Source organism: Actinacidiphila sp. bgisy160, from assembly GCF_965342435.1.
GTDB lineage: Bacteria > Actinomycetota > Actinomycetes > Streptomycetales > Streptomycetaceae > Actinacidiphila.
Map to the genome: position 1 here is coordinate 1 of NZ_CBDRCM010000072.1, position 19578 is coordinate 19578.

The window sequence follows — 19578 nt, forward strand, 5'->3', positions numbered from 1 at the left end:
TGTTCTTGATCCCGGTCAGGATGGTCTGCCAGTACTTGGCGCCCTCCCCGCCGCTGCCGGCCCAGGCCGAGGATCTCGCGGTAGCCGTCGGCGGTGAGGCCGTTTGACCCGGCCGGCGGAGCGTCATGCGGAGTATCCGCAGGTCAATGGCTTGAACGGACGAATGCGGCGGCGCGGTGAGCACAAAGCATTGAGGGGCGGCCCTCCCCGCAGTGAGCGGGAAGGGTCGTGATCGCCGGTCACGTGCCGTCCGCGAGCCGGCGCACCGCGCGGGAAGGGGCCGTTGTGACGGCGACGGGGGGCGGGATTGGTCCAGGTGGCGACTTGGGACTGCGTGAACGCTTGACGTGCGCAAGGTGGTTATGCGGATGATGTCGGGGTGAGCACGGGAGCCACGGTGCGCTCCGCCCAGTCTCTGCCGGTGCTGCGTCCGGCGAGGTGGTCGGCGTAGAAGACGCCGAGCAGGGCCGAGGCCAGTGTGTCCGGGTCGGCGTCGCAGGCGAGCTCGCCCTGCGTGCGGGCCCGGTCGAGCAGTCGCCGCAGGGCCGCGCGCCGTGGTTGCACCGCATGCTCGCGGAAGAGTGCCAGCAGTTCGGGAGTGTGGGCTTCCTCGGCCAGGCAGGTGCCGATCAGGGCCACGCCGCCGGTGCGGATGAGGGTGGCGGAGAAGTCGGCGAGCAGGGCGACGATGTCGGCGCGCACGTCCCCGGTCTCCGGCGGTGCGGAGCAGGGGTGCAGGGTCTTCAGTGCGGCCGCGGCCAGCTCGGCCTTCGTTTTGAAGCGCAGGTGGATGGTCGCCTTGCTGACTCCGGCGGCCCGCGCGACGGCGTCCAGGGTCATGCGGGTGAAGCCCTGTTCGGCGAGCAGGGTCAGTGCCGCGGCGAGGATCGCGGACTCCTTCCCCGCGCAGCGGGGCCGTCCCGCAGGGCTGCGGCAGCCTTCCGTCTCCGTCTTTTCCATGTGACCAGGATAGCCGTATTGCAATACCGAACCACTCGGTTTAGATTTAGAGGCGTCGGGCGGACCCCGTCGCGACGTCCACCCTCGGAAAGGACCTACCTCCATGCGTTACACGGTTCTCGGCACCGGAGTCGTCGGGCGGACGATGGCCGCCCGGCTTGTCTCCCTCGGCCACGAGGTCGTCGTCGGCACGCGCGACCCGAAGGCCACGCTCGCCCGCGTCGAGCCCGACGCCTACGGCAACCCGCCGTTCTCCCAGTGGCACGCGGCCAACCCGAAGGTGCGCCTGGAGACCTTCGCCGACGCGGCCGTCTGGGGGGAGGCGGTGGTCAACACCACCTCCGGTGCCGCGACCCTGCAGGCGCTCGAAGCCGCGGGTGCCGCCAACCTGGCGGGCAAGGTGCTCATCGACATCGCCAACCCGCTGGACTTCTCCCAGGGCATGCCGCCGTCTTTGAACCCGGTGAACACCGACAGCCTCGGCGAGCAGGTCCAGCGGGCCTTCCCCGAGGCCAAGGTCGTCAAGACGCTGAACACCATGAACTGCCAGGTCATGGTCGAGCCGTCCCGCGTTGCGGGCGAGCACGACGTCTTCGTCTCCGGCGACGACACCGACGCGAAGAAGGCCGTCACCGAACTGCTGGTCTCCTTCGGCTGGCCCGAGGCGAGCGTCATCGACCTCGGTGACATCACCACCGCCCGCGGCACCGAGATGCTCCTGCCGATCTGGCTGCGGCTGTGGGGCGCGGTCGGCCACGCCGACTTCAACTTCCACATCGCCGGCGCCCGCACCGGCGCCTGACCGCGGCCCGGTGGCCCGGGCCCCGACCGGGGCTGGACAGACCCCGTGTCCGCGTGGAGGCGTTCGGGCTCGATCCGGTCGACCACCGGATCGCCGTCGCCGGCCATGCGGACTGGGCCTGGCCGCGCGTGCCGGATCCGGACGTGGTGGGTGTCGTCGACGCGCTGGGTGAGGGTGTCACCGGCACCCATGTCGGCCGGTGTGCGGCCTGCCCGGTTGATCTGCGCCACCGGGGAGGCTTCGGGGAGTACGCGCCGGCCCAGGCCGCCGTCCCGTGCCGGCCTGGCCCTGCGCGGCGCCGTGTCGGCCACCGCGCTGCTGTGCGCCGGGCGACCGCGCACAAGGAGTCGTCGGCCGCCTGGGTGTCGAGGCGGGCGACGCTGTGCTGATCGCCGGCGGCGTGGGCGGACTCGCCGTCCGGATCGCTCCCCCGGGCGGCGCCTGCGCGATCACGTCCCCGTTCGCACGGAACACCGGATGGGTCCCGGGCTCACTGCGCACGAAGCCATCGGCTACTGCGGCGAAGACATCACCGCCCGGGTCCAGGACGAGACCGACGGGCGCGGCATGGGCGCCGCGGTGGACCCGTCGGATCCGCGTCGGACACGGAGAGTACGTTTTCACTCACCCACGGCAGTGGGATCGCCGCCGTCGCAGGTCGTCCCGACCCGGGCGCCGTGCCACTGCTCAGGACCACCCGTCGGTGCACGGGATCGCCCTCGGTGCCGCCTACGCGCACGGTGACGAGCGACCCCGTGTCGATACGGCACACATGCTCACCGACCCGATGGCCCTGGTCGCCGTCGGCCGAGTCGACCCCCATGCTCGCCGGGGCCGGCGTCGGCCGACGTCCCGGACGCGCTCGTCGAGCCGGCCGGCCGCCATGTGCGGGGCGGGATCGTCGCCTCCATCTCCCCTGCCCCGTTCCCCGCTCCTCCTGAGAAGGGCATACACCATGAAGACCGGCATCCACCTTGTCTCCTTCGACGTCCCCGGCGGTACGCCGGCCATCGCGCCGGTGCTCACCGAAACGGCGCAACTGGCCGAAGAGGCGGGCATCGCCTCGCTGTCGCTGATGGATCACTACCTGCAGATCGGCGGCATGGGCCTGGGCGACGTCGACGCCCCCATGCTGGAGGGCTACGCCACCCTCGGCTTCCTCGCCGCCCACACCCGGGCGATCCGGCTGCATCTGCTGGTCACCGGTGCCACCTACCGGCACCCCGGCCTGCTCGCCAAGATCGTCTCCACTTTGGACGTGCTGTCCGGCGGCCGGGCCACGCTCGGTATCGGCGCCGCCTGGTACGAACGCGAACACCACGCCCTCGGCGTGCCGTTCCCGCCGCTCGCCGAACGCTTCGAGCGTCTGGAGGAAGTCCTCCAGATCGTCCGCCAGATGTGGAGCGAGAACAACGGCCCGTACACCGGCAGGCACTACCGACTCGCCGAGACCCTCAACTCCCCTCAGCCGCTGACCCGTCCGCATCCGCCGGTGCTCATCGGCGGCGGAGGCGAGAAGAAGACCCTGCGGCTGGTCGCCAAGTACGCCGACGCCTGGAACATCATGGGAGACCTGGAGACGGTGACGCGCAAGTCCGAGATCCTGCGCGAGCACTGCGAGCGCGAGGGCCGCGACGTCGAAACCATCACCAAGACCCTGATGCACCTTGGCGCACCACCGCACGACGCGGCCTCCACCGACGCCTTCCTCAAGGACATGCAGGGTTACGCGTCCCTCGGCTTCGAAGAGGTCCACCTCATGCCGTTCGGCCCCGACCCGCGACCGGTCGTCCAATACCTCGGCGAGCACGTCGTCCCGCGCCTGGACGCCCTCTGAGCACGCAGAACGGACCGGCCCCGCTGGTGCGGACTGCGGACACCCACGGCAGGAGCCGCGCCAAGGTCCTCATCCGCCGGGCACTGCAGAAGGGTCTGGTCGTCACCGGCTGAGACCCCACCACGCGGCGCGTGTGGTGACCGTGAGCTCCGGCGCCCAGGCCATGGGCAGGATCGACTTCGGCAACCTGCAGGGCGAGCGCGGCTACTCCGGCCAGCGCGCGCCTACAACCAGTCCAAACTCGCCAACGTGCCCTTCAGCTACGAGCTCGCCCGCCGCATGGAGGACACCGGCGTCACCGCCAACGTCCTGCACCCCGGCGTCGTCCGTACGGACTTCGGCAAGGAAGACCCCAGCCGCGTGCTGCGCCTGCTCACCCCGCTTGTCCGGCCCTTCATGCCCAGCCCGGCCAAGGCCGCCGCGACCTCCGTCTACCTCGCCATCTCCCCCGACGTCGCGGACGTGTCAGGCGGCTACTTCGCCAAGAGCAGACCCGAGCGCAGCAGCAAGCTCTCCTACGACCGGGAACTGGCCGCCCGTCTGTGGCGCGTCAGCGAGGAGCTCACGGCGCTTTCTGTACCACAGGCCTGACCGGGCGGACGGGGGTGGAGCCTGCTCCACCCCCCGGCAGCGGATCACCGGGCGGATCCCCGTGTCCACCGCCTTCACCGCCGGGGGCGCCGGGCCCCGGTTCACCGCCCGGCGGATCAGGGCGAGCCGGGGCCCGGGCCTGGTCAGGCGGGGCAGCCGGAGTCGGCGATCACGTAGTAGCCGGTGGAGGTCTCCTCCAGCGTGTGCGTCACGTAGAGGTTGTACAGGCCCATGTACTGGTTGGAGCCGTTGGCATAGACGTATCCGAGGCTCTGGTGGGCCCGCCCCGCGACGACCTGGTTGTAGTTGCTGTCGGTGAAGCATCGCGGCTGGTAGCCGGTGGTGGTCGCCGTCACGGCCGCGGAGGACGCGCCCACGCGGCCGGAGGCGTCGGCGGCGGCGACGGTGTAGCGGTAGCCGGTGCCGGAGGCGAGGCCGGTGTCGGTGTACGAGGTGGAGGCCGTCGAGCCGACCTTCGTCCCGTCCCGGTAGACGTTGTACGAAGCCGCGTCGCTGACGGCGCCCCAGGACAGCGACACGCTGTTGTCGGTGGTGCCTGTGACCGTCAGGCCGCCGGGGGCGGGGAGGCTGCCCGTGCCGCCGGAACCGTCCAGGCCCCAGAACCTCGCGGTGTAGTAGCTGGAGCAGATGTAGTTGAGGTAGTAGGTGCCGGTGGTGCCGCACTGGTCTCCGGCGGATCCGGGGCTGACGGCGAGGCCGTGGGCCATGCCGGAGACGGTGTAGGTCTCGACGGCCGGCTTGCCGCCGGCGTCGTCGTAGACGGCCTGGGTGGTGCCGCCGGGGAGGGACGCGGTCGAGGACGGGGTCTGGCTGATGCCCCAGACGTTGGTCCACTGGTCGCGGGACTCGGTCGCGTTGGCCGGGTTGACGGTGGTGTCGGCCGTGCCCTGCCAGACCGCGACGCGCGGCCAGGGTCCGGTCCAGCCGCCCGAGGCGCCGCGTACCAGGTCGCCCCACTGCTGCGGGGTCTTGCCGACCGGGTTGTTCTGACAGGTCAGACCGCTGATCAGGTCCGTGGCGCAGCCTGCGGGGATGCCGGAGTCGATGGATCCGCCGGCGAAGACGTCGGGGTAGTCGGCGAGCATCACGGCGGTCATGGCACCGCCGGCGGACAGCCCGGTGATGTACACACGGCTCGCGTCGCTGCCGTACTGCGTCCTGGCGTAGTCGACCATCTGCTTGATGGACAGCGCCTCGCCCTGACCACGCGTGTAGTCCTGGGACTGGAACCAGTTGAAGCACGAATTGGCGTTGTTGGCGCTGGTCGTCTGCGGAAAGACCAGCGCGAAGCCGTAGGCGTCGGCGTACTTGGGCCAGCCGGAGTGGCCGAAGTAGTCGCTCGCGCTCTGGGTGCAGCCGTGCAGGGCGACCACCAAGGGGGCGCCGGAGGGCAGGTTGGCGGGGACGTACGCGTACATCGACAGGTTGCCGGGGTTGGAACCGAAGCCGCTCACCTGGGTGAGCGAAGCCGCCGAGGCGCTGTGCGGGACGGTGAACAGGGCGAGCAGCAAGGCGAGCAGTGCGGCCCAGCAGGTCTTGCCGGCGCGGTCGCGAACCGACATGGGTCCTCCCTTGTCGAGGGGTGCGGGGACGGGACCGCGCCCGCCCCGGGCGTCCCCCCGGAGCGGCGCGGTCCGCTGCACCGTAGAACCGCGGCGGTCGCTTGCCAGCGGGAGCGGCCCACAGTCCTCGCTCGCCCGAGGTGTCGGCCGCCTCCAGGTCACGTGCCGCCGGGTGTCACCGCAGTGCGCAGGAGTTGATCAGGTCGCCCGACGCGGGCTTGGGGACCGTCCCGCTCGCCGGAGGGGCGGCGCGGTGCTCGACCCAGTCGGTGAGCGCCTCGAACGCGCTGCGATAGCAGGGCAGGATGGGGCGCAGCCGGTCCGGGTAGGCGTTGTAGAGGCCGTCCACATGGGTGCCGCCCTCGATGGTGTAGTAGCGGTGCAGCCGGGAGCGGTGCCGGTCGGCGATCATGCGCGCGTACACGTCGGAGTCGGTGGCGATCGGCAGCAGCGCGTCGAGCGAACCGTGCAGGGTGATCATGGGCCTCCCGATCCGGCCGGTCAGTGACACCCCGTCGACCGCCCGGTGCACGGACCGGGGTCTGGCTGCGTAGTCGTAGGAGGCGTCCGAGGCGCAGGGAGCCAGGATCTCCGCGGTCGTCGAACCTGCCGACGCTCCGGGGCAGCCGGGATCGTACGACGGGTCGAATTCGGCGCGGTACACCTTCTGGGTCAGGCCCCAGTAGACGGTCTCGTGGTACGGCCACAGGAACTCGGTGCCGGGGGTGAACCCGGCGGCGATCATGTCGTCGTGGCCGGCCCGGCCCGCCTGGTACGCGACCGCGGTCGGCAGGTAGGTGAACAGGTTCGGCCCCTTCGCGGTCCAGAGCGCGCCTTCCCAGTCCACCCCGCCGTCGTACAGCTCCGGGTGGTTCTCGAGCTGCCACCGGGTCAGATATCCGCCGTTGGAGATGCCGGTCATGTAGGTACGGCCCGGGGCGCGCCCGTACGCCTGCGCGACGACGCGCTTGGCGGCGAGGGTCAGTTCGGTGGTGCGCCGGTTCCATTCGGCGATCGCGTCGCCCGGCCGGGTGCCGTCGGTGTAGAAGTTCTGGCCGCTGTTGCCCTTGTCGGTGGAGGCGAAGGCGTAGCCCCGGGCGAGGACCCAGTCGGAGATGAGGGTGTCCAGGGAGTACTGCTTGCGCACGCCGGGGGCGCCGGTGACGACGAGACCGCCGTTCCAATGGTCGGGCAGGCGGATCACGAACTGTGCGTCGTGGTTCCAGCCGTGCGTGGTGTTGAGATGTGAGGAGTCGGGGAAATAGCCGTCGATCTGGGTGCCGGGCACACCGGTGGGGTTCTGGGTGCCCGCGGCGGCCAGCGAGGCCCAGTCCGTGGAGTCGGTGTACGGGGTTCCGGCCAGGGCGCTGGTGGTCATGTCGTCGTGGCAGGAGATCTGCTGCAGTCCGGCGCCGGGCACGTGGATCCGGTCCAGTCCTTCGCAGTGGTGCTCCGTCTCCGCCGTGGCGTTCGCGGACAGTGCCGCCGTCGACAGGAGCACGGCGGACAGCAGGACGAGGGTGCGTCTCAGCGGCGCGCTGCCTCGATGTCCTGCTCGCGCTCGACCGCGACGGAGAGGGGGCGTCGCCCGGTGAACTCGGGGTCTACGGGCTGCTGTTCCACCAAGCCGGCCGCGAGGAACTGCACCGCTTCGTGCGCCGCACCATCGGCCCCGTCCTCGACTACGACGCCAGGCGCGGCGGCGAACTCACCCGCACCCTGATCGTCTTCTTCGCCTGCGACTCGAGCCTGAACCGCACCGCCGAACAGCTCTATGTCCACGTCAATACGCTCTACCAGCGGATCGACCGCATCACCTCACTCCTCGGCCCGCACTGGCGCGGCGGCGACCAGGTGCTGCAGGTGCATCTCGCCCTCAAGATCCACATGGTGCTCTCCGCCAAGTGATCACGGGCGGCCGCGCAGACCGCCGAGGACGCGTTCGCCGGGGCGGGCGGCCCGTCCCGGACCCAGCGGCACACGGCCCACCAGCCGCCGGATCCGCGACGCCGCGCCACGAATGCGGCTTAAGGCCCTGGCCGCCGCGGCAACGGCCGGCCCGGTCGCGCAGACCGTCCTGGTCGGCCGCAGCGAGGGCGGCGTCGGCGTGCTGCGGCTGCCGGACACCGAAGAGCCGACCGGCAGCCCGGCCCGCATCTTCCGCCTGTGGCCGGGGACAGCACCGACACGTTCCGGCCACCGCCCTGCCTCCGGGACGCACGGGAATCCGTACCGAACCGCTCGGTGCGGATTCCCGCCTATCCTGTCGGAATGGGTGACACTCAGACCAAGAGCGCCGGGCGGCCGCGGTCGTCCGAGAAGGACGCCGCCATTCTCCAGGCGGCGCTGGAGTTGCTGGCCTCGCACGGCTACACGCGGATGAGTCTGAGCCAGGTCGCTGCCGCCGCACAGGTCAGCAAGTCCACCATCCACCTGCGCTGGAAGACCAAGGCGGACCTCCTGACCGCGGCGCTGGCGGCCCTGCGCATGGCCGACGCCCCGCCGCCGAGCGGGGACACCCGGGCCGACCTGACGGCGATCCTCCAGGACTTCGCCGCGACCGTGGAGCGCGTACGCGGCATGGCGCTGATCGGCACCTGTCTCGCCGAAGAAGCCCACACCCCCGAGCTCCTCGCCTTGCTGCGCGAGCGCACCGTGGTGCCCCGGCGCGCCCTGCTGGTCCAGGTCCTCGAACAGGCACGCGACCGCGGTGAGCTCCGCTCCGGCGCCGACCTGGAGGCAGCCGTCTCCGCACTACTCGGCCCTTTCTATGCCGACTACATGGCCGGCCGCGGCGGCCGTGCGGGCTGGGCCGAAGACGCCGTGGACCTCGTCCTGACCGGCCTGCGCCCGACGGGCCGCTGAACACCCGCAGCGCGGCGGAGCATCACACCTGACGCCGCGCGTTCCGATGAGGCCCGGCCCGCCCCGCGGGCCCGGCATCGGCGCGGCGGTGCGGGCCGCCGCGCCGTTGCCGCCCCGCCCGTAAGGGGGCCAGGGCACATCTTCCCCGGGCACCCTCTGGGCATCCACCGCCTCTGACGCGACCCTCCATACGGCATGCAATCTGCAGTATGGAATTGGACATCGTGGGGAGGACAGCACATGGCGGGATCCAAGAGCCACTCCCCTGCGGGGCGGCCGGACGCCGTCGCCCGCGAGGACCACCCCTGACGCGGCCGCTGCCGGGCCGTCGTCGCATGCCCTGGGAACGGTGCACCCAGTCGACGCTCCTTGGAGCCGAAGCAGCGGTTGACCAGCATGGCATTCACGTCGGCCGCCTTCGCGATCTCGCGATGGTCGGCTTCGGGTGCCGTTCTGCCCACCGGTGCCCTGGCCACGTCCCGGCTCAGCGTGTCCGTGCGGCGGGCCCTTTAGTTGCTCTTCTGCTCCGTGCGGTCGGTGTCCCAGCGGGTGTGGAAGGTGCCGGGGCGGTCGGTGCGGTGGTTCTACGACCCGCAGCATCAAGTCGAACTTGCCGTCCGCGCGGGCGTCAGCGAAGCCGACGCCCGCGCCGTGATGACTGACAAGCAGGCTTATGCCGCCCAAGTACGCGCGGACGAGGCCGAGGCCGCACAGTTGGGCATCACAGGCGTGCCGTTCTTCGTGGTCGATGGGAAGTACGGACTTTCCGGCGCCCAACCGGCCGAAGCCTTTACCGAACTGCTGGAACGGGCCTGGGCCGACCGCGGACCACAACTGACGATCCCTGACACCGGCGGCCAAGCCGGCTGCGACGCAGAGGGGGCCTGCGCAGTGCAGCACAGCTGGCGCGAGCCGTGAGGGCCTCATTCTCGCTCAACCGTCCAGTAACCCCCGTCCGACCTGGGCATTCAGCCCGTCCCGGATGCCTGAGTGATCAGCGCCCTTGATGTCATATTCTATACTGACCATTCGGTAAACAACTAGTGCGCGGCTGCAACCGTGCCTGAGAACCGAACATCACGGCCGCCTCGGCGGCCCCCATCAGAGAGAAGTAGTGCGATGAAGGCTGTAGGCGTCTTCCGCTATGGCGGTCCCGAGGTACTCGAGGTCGTGGACCTGCCCCTCCCCGCGGTCGGACCGGGACAGATCCGGGTGCGCGTGCACGCGGCCTCGGTGAACCCCTCGGACGTCCTGCTGCGTGAGGGCCACACCGACCCCATGCTGCGAGGACGCCTGACCCCGCCTTACCGACCCGGCATGGACGCTGCCGGCGTCGTGGACGAGATCGGTCCGGAAACAGACACCGATCTGCAGGTCGGTGACCGCGTGATGGCGATCGTCATCCCCATCGACCCCTCCGGCGGTGCCTACGCGCAGTACGTGGCCCTCGACGCCCGGCAGGTCGTCAGGGCCCCGGCCGGAACCACCCACGTCGAGGCCGCCACCCTCCCGATGAACGGGCTGACCGCACGCCGTGCCCTCGACGTACTCGGCTTGACTCCCGGCGACTGGATCGCCGTCACCGGCGCCGCAGGCGCCATGGGCGGCTACGTCGTACAACTGGCCAAGGCGGACGGGCTGCGCGTCGTGGCCGACGCGGCTCCCGCAGACGAGGAACTGGTGCGCTCACTGGGCGCCGACCGGATCGTCGGCCGAGGGCCGGGCGTGGCCGCGCGCATCCTCGAGGTCGTTCCCGGCGGCGTGGAAGCCGTCGTGGATTCCGCGGTCATGGGCCCCGAGGTGCTCCCCGCCATCCGGCCCGGAGGTCAGCTGGCCCTCGCGCGCAGCGAGGGAGAACCGGGCACGACTCCCCTGGGCGACCCCGCGAACGTCATCGTCCGGAACGTCTTCGTGCCCGACTACCGCCATGCCAACGACAAGCTCGACGACCTGCGCGCGCTCGCAGAGGAAGGCCGCATGTCACTGCGGGTCGCAGCCGAATACCCCGCCGCCCAGGCGGCCGAGGCCCATCGCCGTTTCGAAGCAGGCGGCGTACGCGGCCGACTGGTCCTCACCTTCTGACAGCCCGGCACCCGCCTGCAGCAGCAGCCCAAAGCCTTAGACCGACCGGCGAATGGTGGGCTGCCTGGCGGCTGGACGCTGTGAGTACGAGACAGGCACGGGCCTGAGTGATCATGGAGTTCTCTACGCTCAGCGATCACCGGAGGGCCCGTGCCTGCTGTGCCATCTTGCTGCTCGAACCCCAGAGATCGCCCGCAAGGGCGTGCCCGCAAGGGCGTGCCCGCACCGATCCAGGCCGGCAAACGGTGGGTGGTCGAGCGTTCGCACGCGTGGATGAACGGCTACGGCAAGCTGCGGCGCTGCACCACGCCAGGTTCGCCGACGCGGAACGAACCGCGCAGGAGCGACTGCGCCGGCATCTCGTCCGGCGACCGGGTCACGTTCGGCGGCCGGACGGCCGCGCCCGCACCGTGGAGGGGCGTGCGCGGCCGCGCGTACGAGGCCGGGGCGGTCAGCGGAACGCGGCGACGGCCCAAGTACCTTCAACCGGCCGTCACCCCGGCCGGTTCCGGCCAGCGGCTCGTGATGACCTTCCCCCGCGTGTAGAAGTGCACCGCTTCGCTGCCGTACATCCGGTGGTCGCCGAAGGCCGAGTCCTTCCGGCCACCGAAGGAGTGGTAGCCCACCGGCACCGGCATCGGCACGTTCACGCCCACCATGCCGGTCTCGACCTCGAGTTGGAACCGGCGTGCCGCGCCGCCGTCGCGGGTGAAGATCGAGCTCGCGTTGCCGAACGGGGAACCGTTGACGATACGCATGGCCGCCTCGTACGTCCCCGCGCGGACCACGCACGGGACGGGGCCGAAGATCTCGTTCCGGTAGGCGTCCGAGTCGGTGCCGACCCTATCGGCCTTGCTGCTCGGCTTGTGCACGAAAGTGTTCCCGCAGGCGATCGCCATGGGGAACATCCACATGCCGATCATCGCGGGGAAGTTGAACGGCGAGATGCCGACGATCACACCGAGCGGCTGACGGACCGACGCCACGTCGGTCAGGCCCGCCACCTCCGTGGACGTCTCGCCCTTGAGGGCCGTGCCGAGCCCGCACGCCAGCTCGACGATCTCCAGGCCCCGAGACACCTCGCCCAGCGCGTCCGCGCGGACCTTGCCCTGCTCGGCGGTGATCAGCGCGGCGAGGTGGTCGCCGCGCGCGTCCAGCAACTCGCGGTAGCGGGAGGAGGATTGCCGTCCGCTGCGCGAGCGAGGACGTACGCCAGCCGGCGAACGCCTCCTTCGCTGCGGCGACCGCGGCGTCGACCTCGGCGGCGCCGGCCATCGCGACCTGCGTGGTGACGTCTCCGGTCGCCGGGTCGGTCACGGGGCCCCAGGATGCCGGACGCAGCAGCGGCGCCCCCGAAGGGGTCTTCATGGGCGCTGAGGGTGGGCAAGGTGCGGACGCGTAACGCTGTCCAGTCCCGCCAGTGCGCGGTGCCGGTGATACGGGCGACCAGCAAACTTTCCAAAAGAATTTTTGCAAAAATCCTTTGGGAAGCCTCTGGATCGCTCTACCCTCCCGTCATGGTCAGCGAGCAGCAGAAACGTGTACTCGATCCCGAGCGGGACGCAGCAGCCCTGAAGGCCCTGACGCACCCTCTGCGTATCCGGCTACTCGGGATGCTGCGGCAGGACGGCCCGGCCACAGCGAGCGAACTCGCTGTCAGGTCTGGGGAGTCATCCGCTTCCACCAGCTATCACTTGAGGGTGCTGGCGAAGTACGCGTTCGTTGCCGAGGCCGAGCACCGTGACGGGCGGGAGCGCCGCTGGAAGGCGGTGCACTCCGTGACTGCCTGGAGCAATACGGCAATGGACGCCGCGCCGGGCACCCGCGCGTGGATCACCCTGTCGCGCCGGGTCCAGATCGAGCACCTGGAAGCATCTCTGGCCCGTCACGAAGCCGACATCGCCGATGGGCGGCTGGGGCAGGAGTGGGTGGAGCCGTCCGGAATCGACGACCTGATACCCCGCCTGACGCCCGAGTCGCTCACCGAACTCTGGGAGGTGTTCGGCCGGAAGCTGGAGGAACTGATCACCCGCGACGCAGAAGATCCGCGCGCAACGCAGGTCGTACTCCTCACTGCCGGGCTGCCCTTGGCGCCGCGCAACCCTGCCACTCCGGCGGACGCCGCCGCCCCTTCGGGGACAGTTACCGAGGACGCGTCATGACCGGGCCGCTGGACATACACACCGCACGCCGCCGCTACATCACGGTCTGCGTTCTGTTCTGGCTTCCACTGGGGCTGAGTATCGCTCCCCTGATCCTGCTGTTCACCGAGCGCGGCATGGCCCTGGCGGCCATCGCGGGCTTCTTCGCCGCGCACTCCCTCACCGCCTCCGCGCTGGAACTGCCCACCGGAGGACTGTCCGACGTCCTCGGACGCCGCGCTGTTCTGGCCGCTGCCGGCCTGCTGAACCTGGTCGCCTTGACACTCGTGGGCCTGGGCAGCGCCCCCTGGCTGCTCGGCCTCGGCATGGCCCTGATGGGCGCGGGCCGTGCCCTGTCCAGCGGTCCGGCCGAAGCCTGGTACGTCGACACCGTCCAGGAGCACTCCGGCCTCGACGCCGAACTGCGTACCGGACTGGCTCGCGGCAGCTCCGCGACATCCGCCGCGCTTGCCACGGGCACCCTGCTCGGCGGTGCCCTTCCCTGGCTGCTCGGCCTCGGCCCCGACCTCGGCGCCCTAGTGAGCGAGGCGACTTCCGAGCTGGTGCTGCCCCTTTCCGTTCCGATCCTGCTGGGCGCAGCGGTCGAGATCGCCTTCGTGGCATATGTCTTGACCGCTCTGCGGGAGCGGCCCCGACCGGCGGCCACCTTGCGCGATGTACTTCGAGGCATCCCGGCCACCATCGTGGGTGGCCTGCGGCTGGGGGGCCGCGATGCGCTGGTCCGCCGGGTGTTCCTCAGCGCAGGCGCCACCGGCAGCGCCCTGGCCGCGGTCGAACTGCTCACGCCAGGGCGGGCTGCGGCTCTCACGGGCGCGTCGGAGTCGGGGGCAGTGCTCTTTGCCGCACTCGCCTGCGCCGGATTCGTCTGCGCGGGTATCGGCAGCCACCTTGCACCACTGACCGCCCGACTTGCGAACAGCGGAGAACGTGCGGTCATGGTGAGCCTTGGCGCGAGCGCGAGCGGCCTGCTTCTGCTCGGCGCCACCGCAGCGTTCGCAGGAGTGGCCTCCTTGGTCCTCGCGACCATCGGCTACGGCCTGATCTACCTCGGGCTTGGTGCGGCGGGGCCGAGTGAGAACGACCTCTTGCACCGCCGTGTCTCACGTTCGGGCCGGGCCACCGCGCTGTCCGTCCAGTCTCTCGCTCAGCAACTGGTGGGAGCACTCACCGGCTTGATCATTGGTGTTCTTCCGTCCGGCCCTGCGCCGTGGCTACTGGGGGGCAGCATGCTGCTGGCAGGAACTTTCCTGTGGATTCGCCGCAGCGGACCCGCATCCCCGACGGAGGCCGCAACGCCTCAGCCACACACCGCGTCGTCCTCCCCCAGTGCCGTCGGCTCCGGACCCCTTCAGCAACACGCCGATCAGTGACCCACCAACAACCCGAAGACCGCACAAGCGCACGGGCGACAGCGAGGCAGTGCGCGAACGAAGCTCGTCTCGTCGCTGCCGCGGCCCGCGAGTCAGGCAGTCTGGACTGCGCCGTGGGTGCGTCCAGTACCACCGGTCCTACCAGGGGTTTTACGCTTGTCTGCAGCCGGGCCCGGTCTGTCCGACTGCTGACTTCGCTGATAAAACGTCACTGACCGGTCGGTGACTGGAACGCAAGTGGCACACGGGAGGGGCAGTATGGCCAAGGGCAAGATCCAGGATGAGCAGGAGGTCATCCGCTGGTTCGAGCAGGGGAAGACCTACCAGTGGATGACCGATGAGTACAAGCGGAAGTACGGCATAGAAACCGTCCCGTCGATGTGGGGGAACTTCCGGCGTCGGCGCGGGCTCGATCGTCGGATAACCCGAGACGATGACTTGATCCCGTGGGAGGTGAAGGAGAAGCACCGCTGGAAGTACCCGGTGGCGATGCTGCGAGTGGAGGCCCGGCTCCGCGACGGCCGAGATCTGACCGAGACAGACCGGGCCCGGCTGGAATCGTGGAAGGAGATGCTCGCCGATGAGGGTGCGGTCGTGCACTACGACCCCGATACAGAGGACGGCTTCTACTACATCCCGCGCCAGGAGGGTGACACGGACCTCATACACCGCCCGCCGCGAAAGACCACCGCCCGTCGCAATGCCGACCGAGACAGGTTGAGGCAGCCCTCGTAGCCGAGGGCCTTGATCTCTTCGAAGGCTGCTTAACGGGGACGGCGGGGTCCTCGGCTCAGCGTTTACGCAGGTGCTCGCGGTAGGGGTCGACGGGGCAGGTACGGTATTTGGGGACGCGGAGCCTCCGCTCGGGCCGGTCGGCTCTAGCGTTCGACGGTGTTTAGAGGTCATCTCATTCGGTGGCTACGAATCCGCGACGAGTCGAGCCATCTCGTGCAGGCGGTGCCAGTACTCGGGGTCGTCCGCTTCGCTGAGTACAGGTATGACCTGGTCCAGGCGGGCGACACAGCGAAGCAGGCCGCTTCGACCTTGCGCTTCGAGCTCGCCGCCGTTCTTGATCCAGATGGAGACCCAGGCTGCGGTGTCCGAGTCCAGCATCACCAGGTCGAAGCCGGCCCGGTCCGCGCCAGCCGATCTCGGCGAGTGGTCGCCGGCACGCCGTACGACGGGGACAACTGGGCTTGGCCCCTTCGAGTTCCACGCCCGTGAGGGAACGAACGCTCCTGGCGGCCAGGAAGCACGTCGAGCGGCTGACCGGGCCCGACAGGTCGGTGACGAAGGTCGAGGCGGGCTCGCTCGTGGACAACGCCCGCCGCCGGACCGGCAAACTCGGCCCGGACGACGCGCGGCAATCGAGGTTGACTTGACCCGTAGTCAGCGGCGCACGCCCGGCCGGGCGCATCCGTGTCACCGAGGGTCGCGCATGGGTCTGTGCCCGCCTTTCCGGACACCGAGCACATTGGATCGAAAAGTGCGGTTATGCCGTGGAGAAATGCACTGGTCGGCCACCTGGCCGCCGGCACCCGCTGCAAGATCAAACCGTTGACACCCTCTCGGGACTGGTGCTTCGCTGTGCGGCGCACCCCAAGCCACCGTGGAACCAACGCGTGGGCGCGGGGCAAATGGAGCGAGAGGAAATCGTGAAGTTCACGTCCAAGAGACCTGCGATCGGCACGGTCTTGGGAATCAGCATGCTGCTGGTCGCCGCTACCCCGTCGGCGTCATTGGCACTCGCCACCCCCATCGGCACGGCCTCGTCCGCCGCATCGTCCCCAGCCTCGGCCTCGGCCTTCGGAACGGGCGCCGAGATCAGAGCGACTTCGGTCGCCACCGGCGCGCAGCGGTGGATCCCGCTGATCACCGGTGACCGGATCGCGGTGAACGCGAAGGGCGAGATCGTCGGCGCGCGTCCCGGCAAGGGGCGCGAGGACATACCCATCCGGGTGGAGTCCCGCGACGGCCACATATACGCCCTGCCTGACGACGCCCGGGACCTGGTCCGCAGCGGCCGGGTGGACCGGCGACTGTTCGACATCACCACGTTGAGCTCGGCGGCCTACGCGGACCGCCATGACCTGCGGCTCATCGTGCTGTACGACGCGGCCCGTCCGGCCGCCAGGACGGCCCTGCGCTCCACCGGCGGCGCCAAGGTCGAGCGCACGCTGGCCAGCGTCAACGCCGACGCCGTCGCTGCGACCGCCGACGGCACCGCGGAACTGTGGTCCGCCGTCACCAGCGGTCCCGCCGGCGCCATGAAGCGCTCCGTCGCCCCCGGGATCGCCTCGGTGTGGCTGGACAGCGTCGTCCAGGCGAGCCTGGACAAGAGCGTCCCCCAGATCGGCGGCCCCGAGGCCTGGGCGGCCGGCTTCGACGGCACCGGTACGCGTATCGCCGTTCTCGACTCGGGTGTCGACACCAGCCACCCCGATCTGGCCGGTCAGGTCGTCGAGGAGAAGAACTTCTCCGACTCCCCGGACGTCGGGGACCACTACGGTCACGGCACGCACGTCGCGTCGATCACGGCCGGCACCGGCGCCAAGTCCGGTGGCAAGTACAAGGGTGTGGCGCCGGGAGCCCGCCTGCTCAACGGCAAGGTCCTCGGCGACAGCGGCAGCGGCAGCATGTCCCAGATCATCGCGGGCATGGAGTGGGCCGTCGCCGAGAAGGCGGACGTCGTCAACCTCAGCCTCGGCGCCTACGACTCCCCGGAGATCGATCCGGCGGAGGAGGCCGTCAACAGGCTGTCGGCCGAGAGCGGAACGCTCTTCGTCATCGCGGCGGGCAACAACGGCGAGCTGGGAGCCGGCACCATCGGTACGCCGGGCAGCGCCGACGCCGCGCTCACCGTCGGCGCGGTGGACAAGCAGGACCACCTGGCCCCGTTCTCCAGCACCGGGCCGCGCGTCGGTGACGGCGGTATCAAGCCGGATGTGACGGCGCCCGGTGTGGCCATCGGGGCCGCGGCCGCGCACGACAGCTTCCTGGGCGGTGTCGCGCCCTCCGTCGCGGACGGCTACATCGCCCTCGACGGCACCTCCATGGCCACCCCCCACGTCGCCGGCGCCGCCGCCATCCTCGTCCAGCAGCACCCCGACTGGACCGGCGAGGACATCAAGGACGCGCTGGTGTCCTCGACGACGTCCGGCGGATACACGGCCTTCGAGCAGGGCTCGGGCCGGATCGACCTGCGCAAGGCGATCAAGCAGACCGTCGTCGCCCGCGAGACGTCGCTCTCGTTCGGTCTCGCGCAGTGGCCGCACACCGACGACCAGCCGCTCACCAAGAACCTCACGTACCGCAACACCGGCGACTCCCCGGTCACCCTGAAGCTGACCGTGGACGCCACCGGCCCGGACGGAAACGCCGCGCCGGACGGGATGTTCACCGCTGACGAGCAGGTCACCGTTCCGGCGCACGGCGAGGCGACGGTGAAGGTCACCGCCGATACCCGCCTCGGCGGCGACACGACTGGTGCCTTCACGGGACGGATCACGGCCACCGGCGACGGTCAGACCGTCGGCACCGCGCTGGCCGTGGACCGCGAGTCCGAGATGTACACCCTCACGGTCAAGACCCTGGACCGCAACGGCAAGCCCGCTCCGGCCCCCGCCTGGGACGCTCAGATCCAGGCCCTGACGGGACCCTCCAGGGGGTCCAACTTCGTGCTGGCCGGCGACACGCACTCGTTGCGCGTCCCCAAGGGCCGGTACTTCCTCAACTCCATGGTCCGGGTCGACCCAGAAGGCTCCTACGGCCAGGGCGGTGACTGGTTCAACCAGCCCAACCTCGACATCGCCGCGGACACCACGGTGACGGTGGACGCGCGCACCGCCAAGGCGCTGGACGTCACCGTCCCCGACCCTTCCGCCCAGCCCGTCCTCGGTTTCTTCAGCGCGGGCATCGAGCTGCCCGACGGGTTCGGCACCCGCTACGGGGTCTTCACCAACTCCCTGGCGCAGTACCGCACCGCCCACCTCGGCCCCAAGGCTGCCGCGGGCGACCGGCTGACCCAGCAGCTCATGACCACCTTCTCCACCGGCGTGGGTGGGCACGACGAGTACCACCTGGTGTACCAGCCGACCGGCGACCGCTACCTCACCGGCTTCACCCACCATGCCAAGGCCCGGGAGTTCGCCGAGGTCGAGGCGAAGCTGGGTGCCCCGGCCAAGGGCAAGTTCGGGTTCGTCACTCCGGTGACCGAGGGCGGTGCCGGCCTCGGCACCGTGCACGCCCTGCCCTACACCGGAACCCTGCACCTGTTCTCCGGGAACCCCTCATGGCAGCTGGGCTTCATGCAGGTCGACGCGAACGACTCCTACGAGTCCTCCTACGACGCCCTGCCGAGGACGTTCAAGCCGGGGCGCTCCTACGAGCACGTGTTCAACGTCGGTGTCTTCGGGCCGGATCTCCCGGAGGACGCGGGACTCGTCGGATTCGTCCGGTCCGACGAGGCGATCGACGGGCGGCTGCCGCTGTTCTCGGACAGCGAGGGGAACATCAACGACAACAACTCCCCGATCGAGAGCGCACGCACGTCCGTCTACCGCAACGGTGAGCTCGTCCGCAGCAGCATCTACCCGATGGACGTCTTCTACATCGCGGAGAACGAACGGGCCGACTACCGGGTGACCGTCTCGGTCGACCGCGGCACGGTCGCGGATGTGTCCACGAGCATGACCGCGAGCTGGACGTTCTCCTCCGAGTTCGCCCCGGGGATCACCAGGCTCCCGACCTCCGCGGTGCGCTTCACCCCCGCCCTGTCCCTCGACAACACGGCCAAGGCCCGGGCGAAGGTGTGGGTTCCCGTGACCGTCCACGGCTCCGCCGCGGGCGGGAACCTCAAGTCCCTGAGCGTGTGGGCCTCCTACGACAAGGGAGCCCACTGGCAGAAGCTGAGCGTGCACGACGGCCGGGTTCGGATCACCAACCCCGAGGCCGGCGGCAGCGTGTCGTTCAAGGCCCAGGCCGTGGACAAGCAGGGCAACACCGTCGACGAGACCATCGTCGACGCCTACCTGACGAAGTAGGAAAGTGGACCCGAGGACCCGCCTCCCACCGGGAGGCGGGTCCTTGCCGTTCGCCGCGACGTCACACCTGCCGCATGTCGGCAGGTTCCGAGCACGCGCAGCCACACCTCGCTGATGGTCGGGAAGGCGGGGACGGCGTACCACATCCGGTCCACCGGGATCCCACCGGCGATGGCGACGGTCGCCGACTAGACCGCCCTGCCCCGGCAGCCCTCTGGGCCCCTGTTCACGTCCTTCATCTCGACGCGGGCCCGACGAGAGTGCTCCCCCGACCGCTTTTCGAC

The 19578-nt window shown here is 70.2% G+C and carries 17 protein-coding genes and 4 pseudogenes; 14 read left to right on the forward strand and 7 right to left on the reverse strand.

The genetic code is table 11. From position 1 onward, the window contains the following. A pseudogene (locus ACRWNP_RS33615) lies at positions 1–98 on the reverse strand (transposase); the annotation flags it as partial. A 262-nt stretch (positions 99–360) separates the two neighbouring features. Next, the gene (locus ACRWNP_RS33620; protein WP_431968207.1) at positions 361–960 is read right to left on the reverse strand and encodes a TetR/AcrR family transcriptional regulator C-terminal ligand-binding domain-containing protein; all 600 of its coding nucleotides are present in this window, start codon (positions 958–960) and stop codon (positions 361–363) included. Positions 961–1063: 103 nt separating this feature from the next. On the opposite strand from ACRWNP_RS33620, the gene ACRWNP_RS33625 reads away from it, so the two are divergent. The 4 genes from ACRWNP_RS33625 to ACRWNP_RS33640 all read left to right on the forward strand — a co-directional run bounded on the left by ACRWNP_RS33625 (position 1064) and on the right by ACRWNP_RS33640 (position 4190). Continuing rightward, on the forward strand, positions 1064–1762 hold the full coding sequence (locus tag ACRWNP_RS33625; protein WP_431968209.1) for an NADPH-dependent F420 reductase: 699 nt from the start codon (positions 1064–1066) through the stop codon (positions 1760–1762). Between the two features lie 53 nt (positions 1763–1815). Beyond that, positions 1816–2151: a hypothetical protein gene (locus ACRWNP_RS33630; RefSeq protein WP_431968211.1), complete on the forward strand. Its 336-nt coding sequence runs from the start codon at positions 1816–1818 to the stop codon at positions 2149–2151. 566 nt (positions 2152–2717) lie between these two features. Further along, positions 2718–3599, forward strand: coding sequence for an LLM class F420-dependent oxidoreductase (locus ACRWNP_RS33635; RefSeq protein WP_431968213.1), 882 nt, complete (start codon positions 2718–2720; stop codon positions 3597–3599). A 249-nt stretch (positions 3600–3848) separates the two neighbouring features. Beyond that, positions 3849–4190: a hypothetical protein gene (locus ACRWNP_RS33640; RefSeq protein ID WP_431968215.1), complete on the forward strand. Its 342-nt coding sequence runs from the start codon at positions 3849–3851 to the stop codon at positions 4188–4190. Between the two features lie 143 nt (positions 4191–4333). On the opposite strand, the gene ACRWNP_RS33645 is transcribed toward ACRWNP_RS33640, so the two are convergent. Continuing rightward, complete coding sequence (locus tag ACRWNP_RS33645; RefSeq protein WP_431968217.1) at positions 4334–5773, reverse strand: extracellular catalytic domain type 1 short-chain-length polyhydroxyalkanoate depolymerase; 1440 nt, start codon at positions 5771–5773, stop codon at positions 4334–4336. Between the two features lie 175 nt (positions 5774–5948). Then, complete coding sequence (locus ACRWNP_RS33650) at positions 5949–7283, reverse strand: tannase/feruloyl esterase family alpha/beta hydrolase (RefSeq protein ID WP_431968255.1); 1335 nt, start codon at positions 7281–7283, stop codon at positions 5949–5951. 143 nt (positions 7284–7426) lie between these two features. Between ACRWNP_RS33650 and ACRWNP_RS33655 the strand changes: the two genes are divergently transcribed. The 5 genes and pseudogenes from ACRWNP_RS33655 to ACRWNP_RS33675 form a co-directional block, all read left to right on the forward strand. After that, positions 7427–7681, forward strand: coding sequence for a PucR family transcriptional regulator (locus tag ACRWNP_RS33655; protein WP_431968219.1), 255 nt, complete (start codon positions 7427–7429; stop codon positions 7679–7681). A 363-nt stretch (positions 7682–8044) separates the two neighbouring features. Next, a complete protein-coding gene (locus tag ACRWNP_RS33660) occupies positions 8045–8638 on the forward strand; it encodes a TetR/AcrR family transcriptional regulator (RefSeq protein WP_431968221.1) in 594 nt (197 codons plus the stop codon). Positions 8639–9211: 573 nt separating this feature from the next. Next, a complete protein-coding gene (locus ACRWNP_RS33665; RefSeq protein ID WP_431968223.1) occupies positions 9212–9556 on the forward strand; it encodes a DsbA family oxidoreductase in 345 nt (114 codons plus the stop codon). Positions 9557–9757: 201 nt separating this feature from the next. Further along, positions 9758–10720, forward strand: a complete 963-nt coding sequence (locus ACRWNP_RS33670) for a quinone oxidoreductase family protein (RefSeq protein ID WP_431968225.1) — start codon at positions 9758–9760, stop codon at positions 10718–10720. 204 nt (positions 10721–10924) lie between these two features. Further along, positions 10925–11026, forward strand: a pseudogene (locus tag ACRWNP_RS33675) (IS5/IS1182 family transposase); the annotation flags it as partial. A 176-nt stretch (positions 11027–11202) separates the two neighbouring features. Here ACRWNP_RS33675 and ACRWNP_RS33680 read toward each other — a convergent pair. After that, positions 11203–12088 (reverse strand): annotated as a pseudogene (locus tag ACRWNP_RS33680) (aldehyde dehydrogenase family protein). A 149-nt stretch (positions 12089–12237) separates the two neighbouring features. Here ACRWNP_RS33680 and ACRWNP_RS33685 point away from each other — a divergent pair. From ACRWNP_RS33685 to ACRWNP_RS33695, 3 genes are all read left to right on the forward strand, one after another. Next, positions 12238–12882, forward strand: coding sequence for an ArsR/SmtB family transcription factor (locus ACRWNP_RS33685; RefSeq protein ID WP_431968227.1), 645 nt, complete (start codon positions 12238–12240; stop codon positions 12880–12882). Next, positions 12879–14252: an MFS transporter gene (locus tag ACRWNP_RS33690; RefSeq protein ID WP_431968229.1), complete on the forward strand. Its 1374-nt coding sequence runs from the start codon at positions 12879–12881 to the stop codon at positions 14250–14252. The genes ACRWNP_RS33685 and ACRWNP_RS33690 overlap by 4 nt, the downstream gene beginning before the upstream one ends. 258 nt (positions 14253–14510) lie before the next feature. Further along, the gene (locus tag ACRWNP_RS33695) at positions 14511–14987 is read left to right on the forward strand and encodes a hypothetical protein (protein ID WP_431968231.1); all 477 of its coding nucleotides are present in this window, start codon (positions 14511–14513) and stop codon (positions 14985–14987) included. Here ACRWNP_RS33695 and ACRWNP_RS33700 read toward each other — a convergent pair. Both ACRWNP_RS33700 and ACRWNP_RS33705 read right to left on the reverse strand, forming a co-directional pair. After that, positions 14966–15135: pseudogene (locus ACRWNP_RS33700) on the reverse strand (ISL3 family transposase); the annotation flags it as partial. The gene ACRWNP_RS33695 and the pseudogene ACRWNP_RS33700 sit on opposite strands and share 22 nt — an antisense overlap. Positions 15136–15170: 35 nt before the next feature. Next, complete coding sequence (locus ACRWNP_RS33705; RefSeq protein ID WP_431968233.1) at positions 15171–15365, reverse strand: hypothetical protein; 195 nt, start codon at positions 15363–15365, stop codon at positions 15171–15173. A 107-nt stretch (positions 15366–15472) separates the two neighbouring features. Here ACRWNP_RS33705 and ACRWNP_RS33710 point away from each other — a divergent pair, with 107 nt between their 5' ends. Together ACRWNP_RS33710 and ACRWNP_RS33715 are read left to right on the forward strand one after the other, a co-directional pair. Beyond that, positions 15473–15634: a hypothetical protein gene (locus ACRWNP_RS33710; protein ID WP_431968235.1), complete on the forward strand. Its 162-nt coding sequence runs from the start codon at positions 15473–15475 to the stop codon at positions 15632–15634. Between the two features lie 273 nt (positions 15635–15907). Next, positions 15908–19294 carry a S8 family peptidase gene (locus tag ACRWNP_RS33715; RefSeq protein WP_431968237.1) on the forward strand — a complete coding sequence of 1129 codons (3387 nt, stop codon included), beginning with the start codon at positions 15908–15910 and terminating at the stop codon, positions 19292–19294. Positions 19295–19578: the final 284 nt, after the last annotated feature.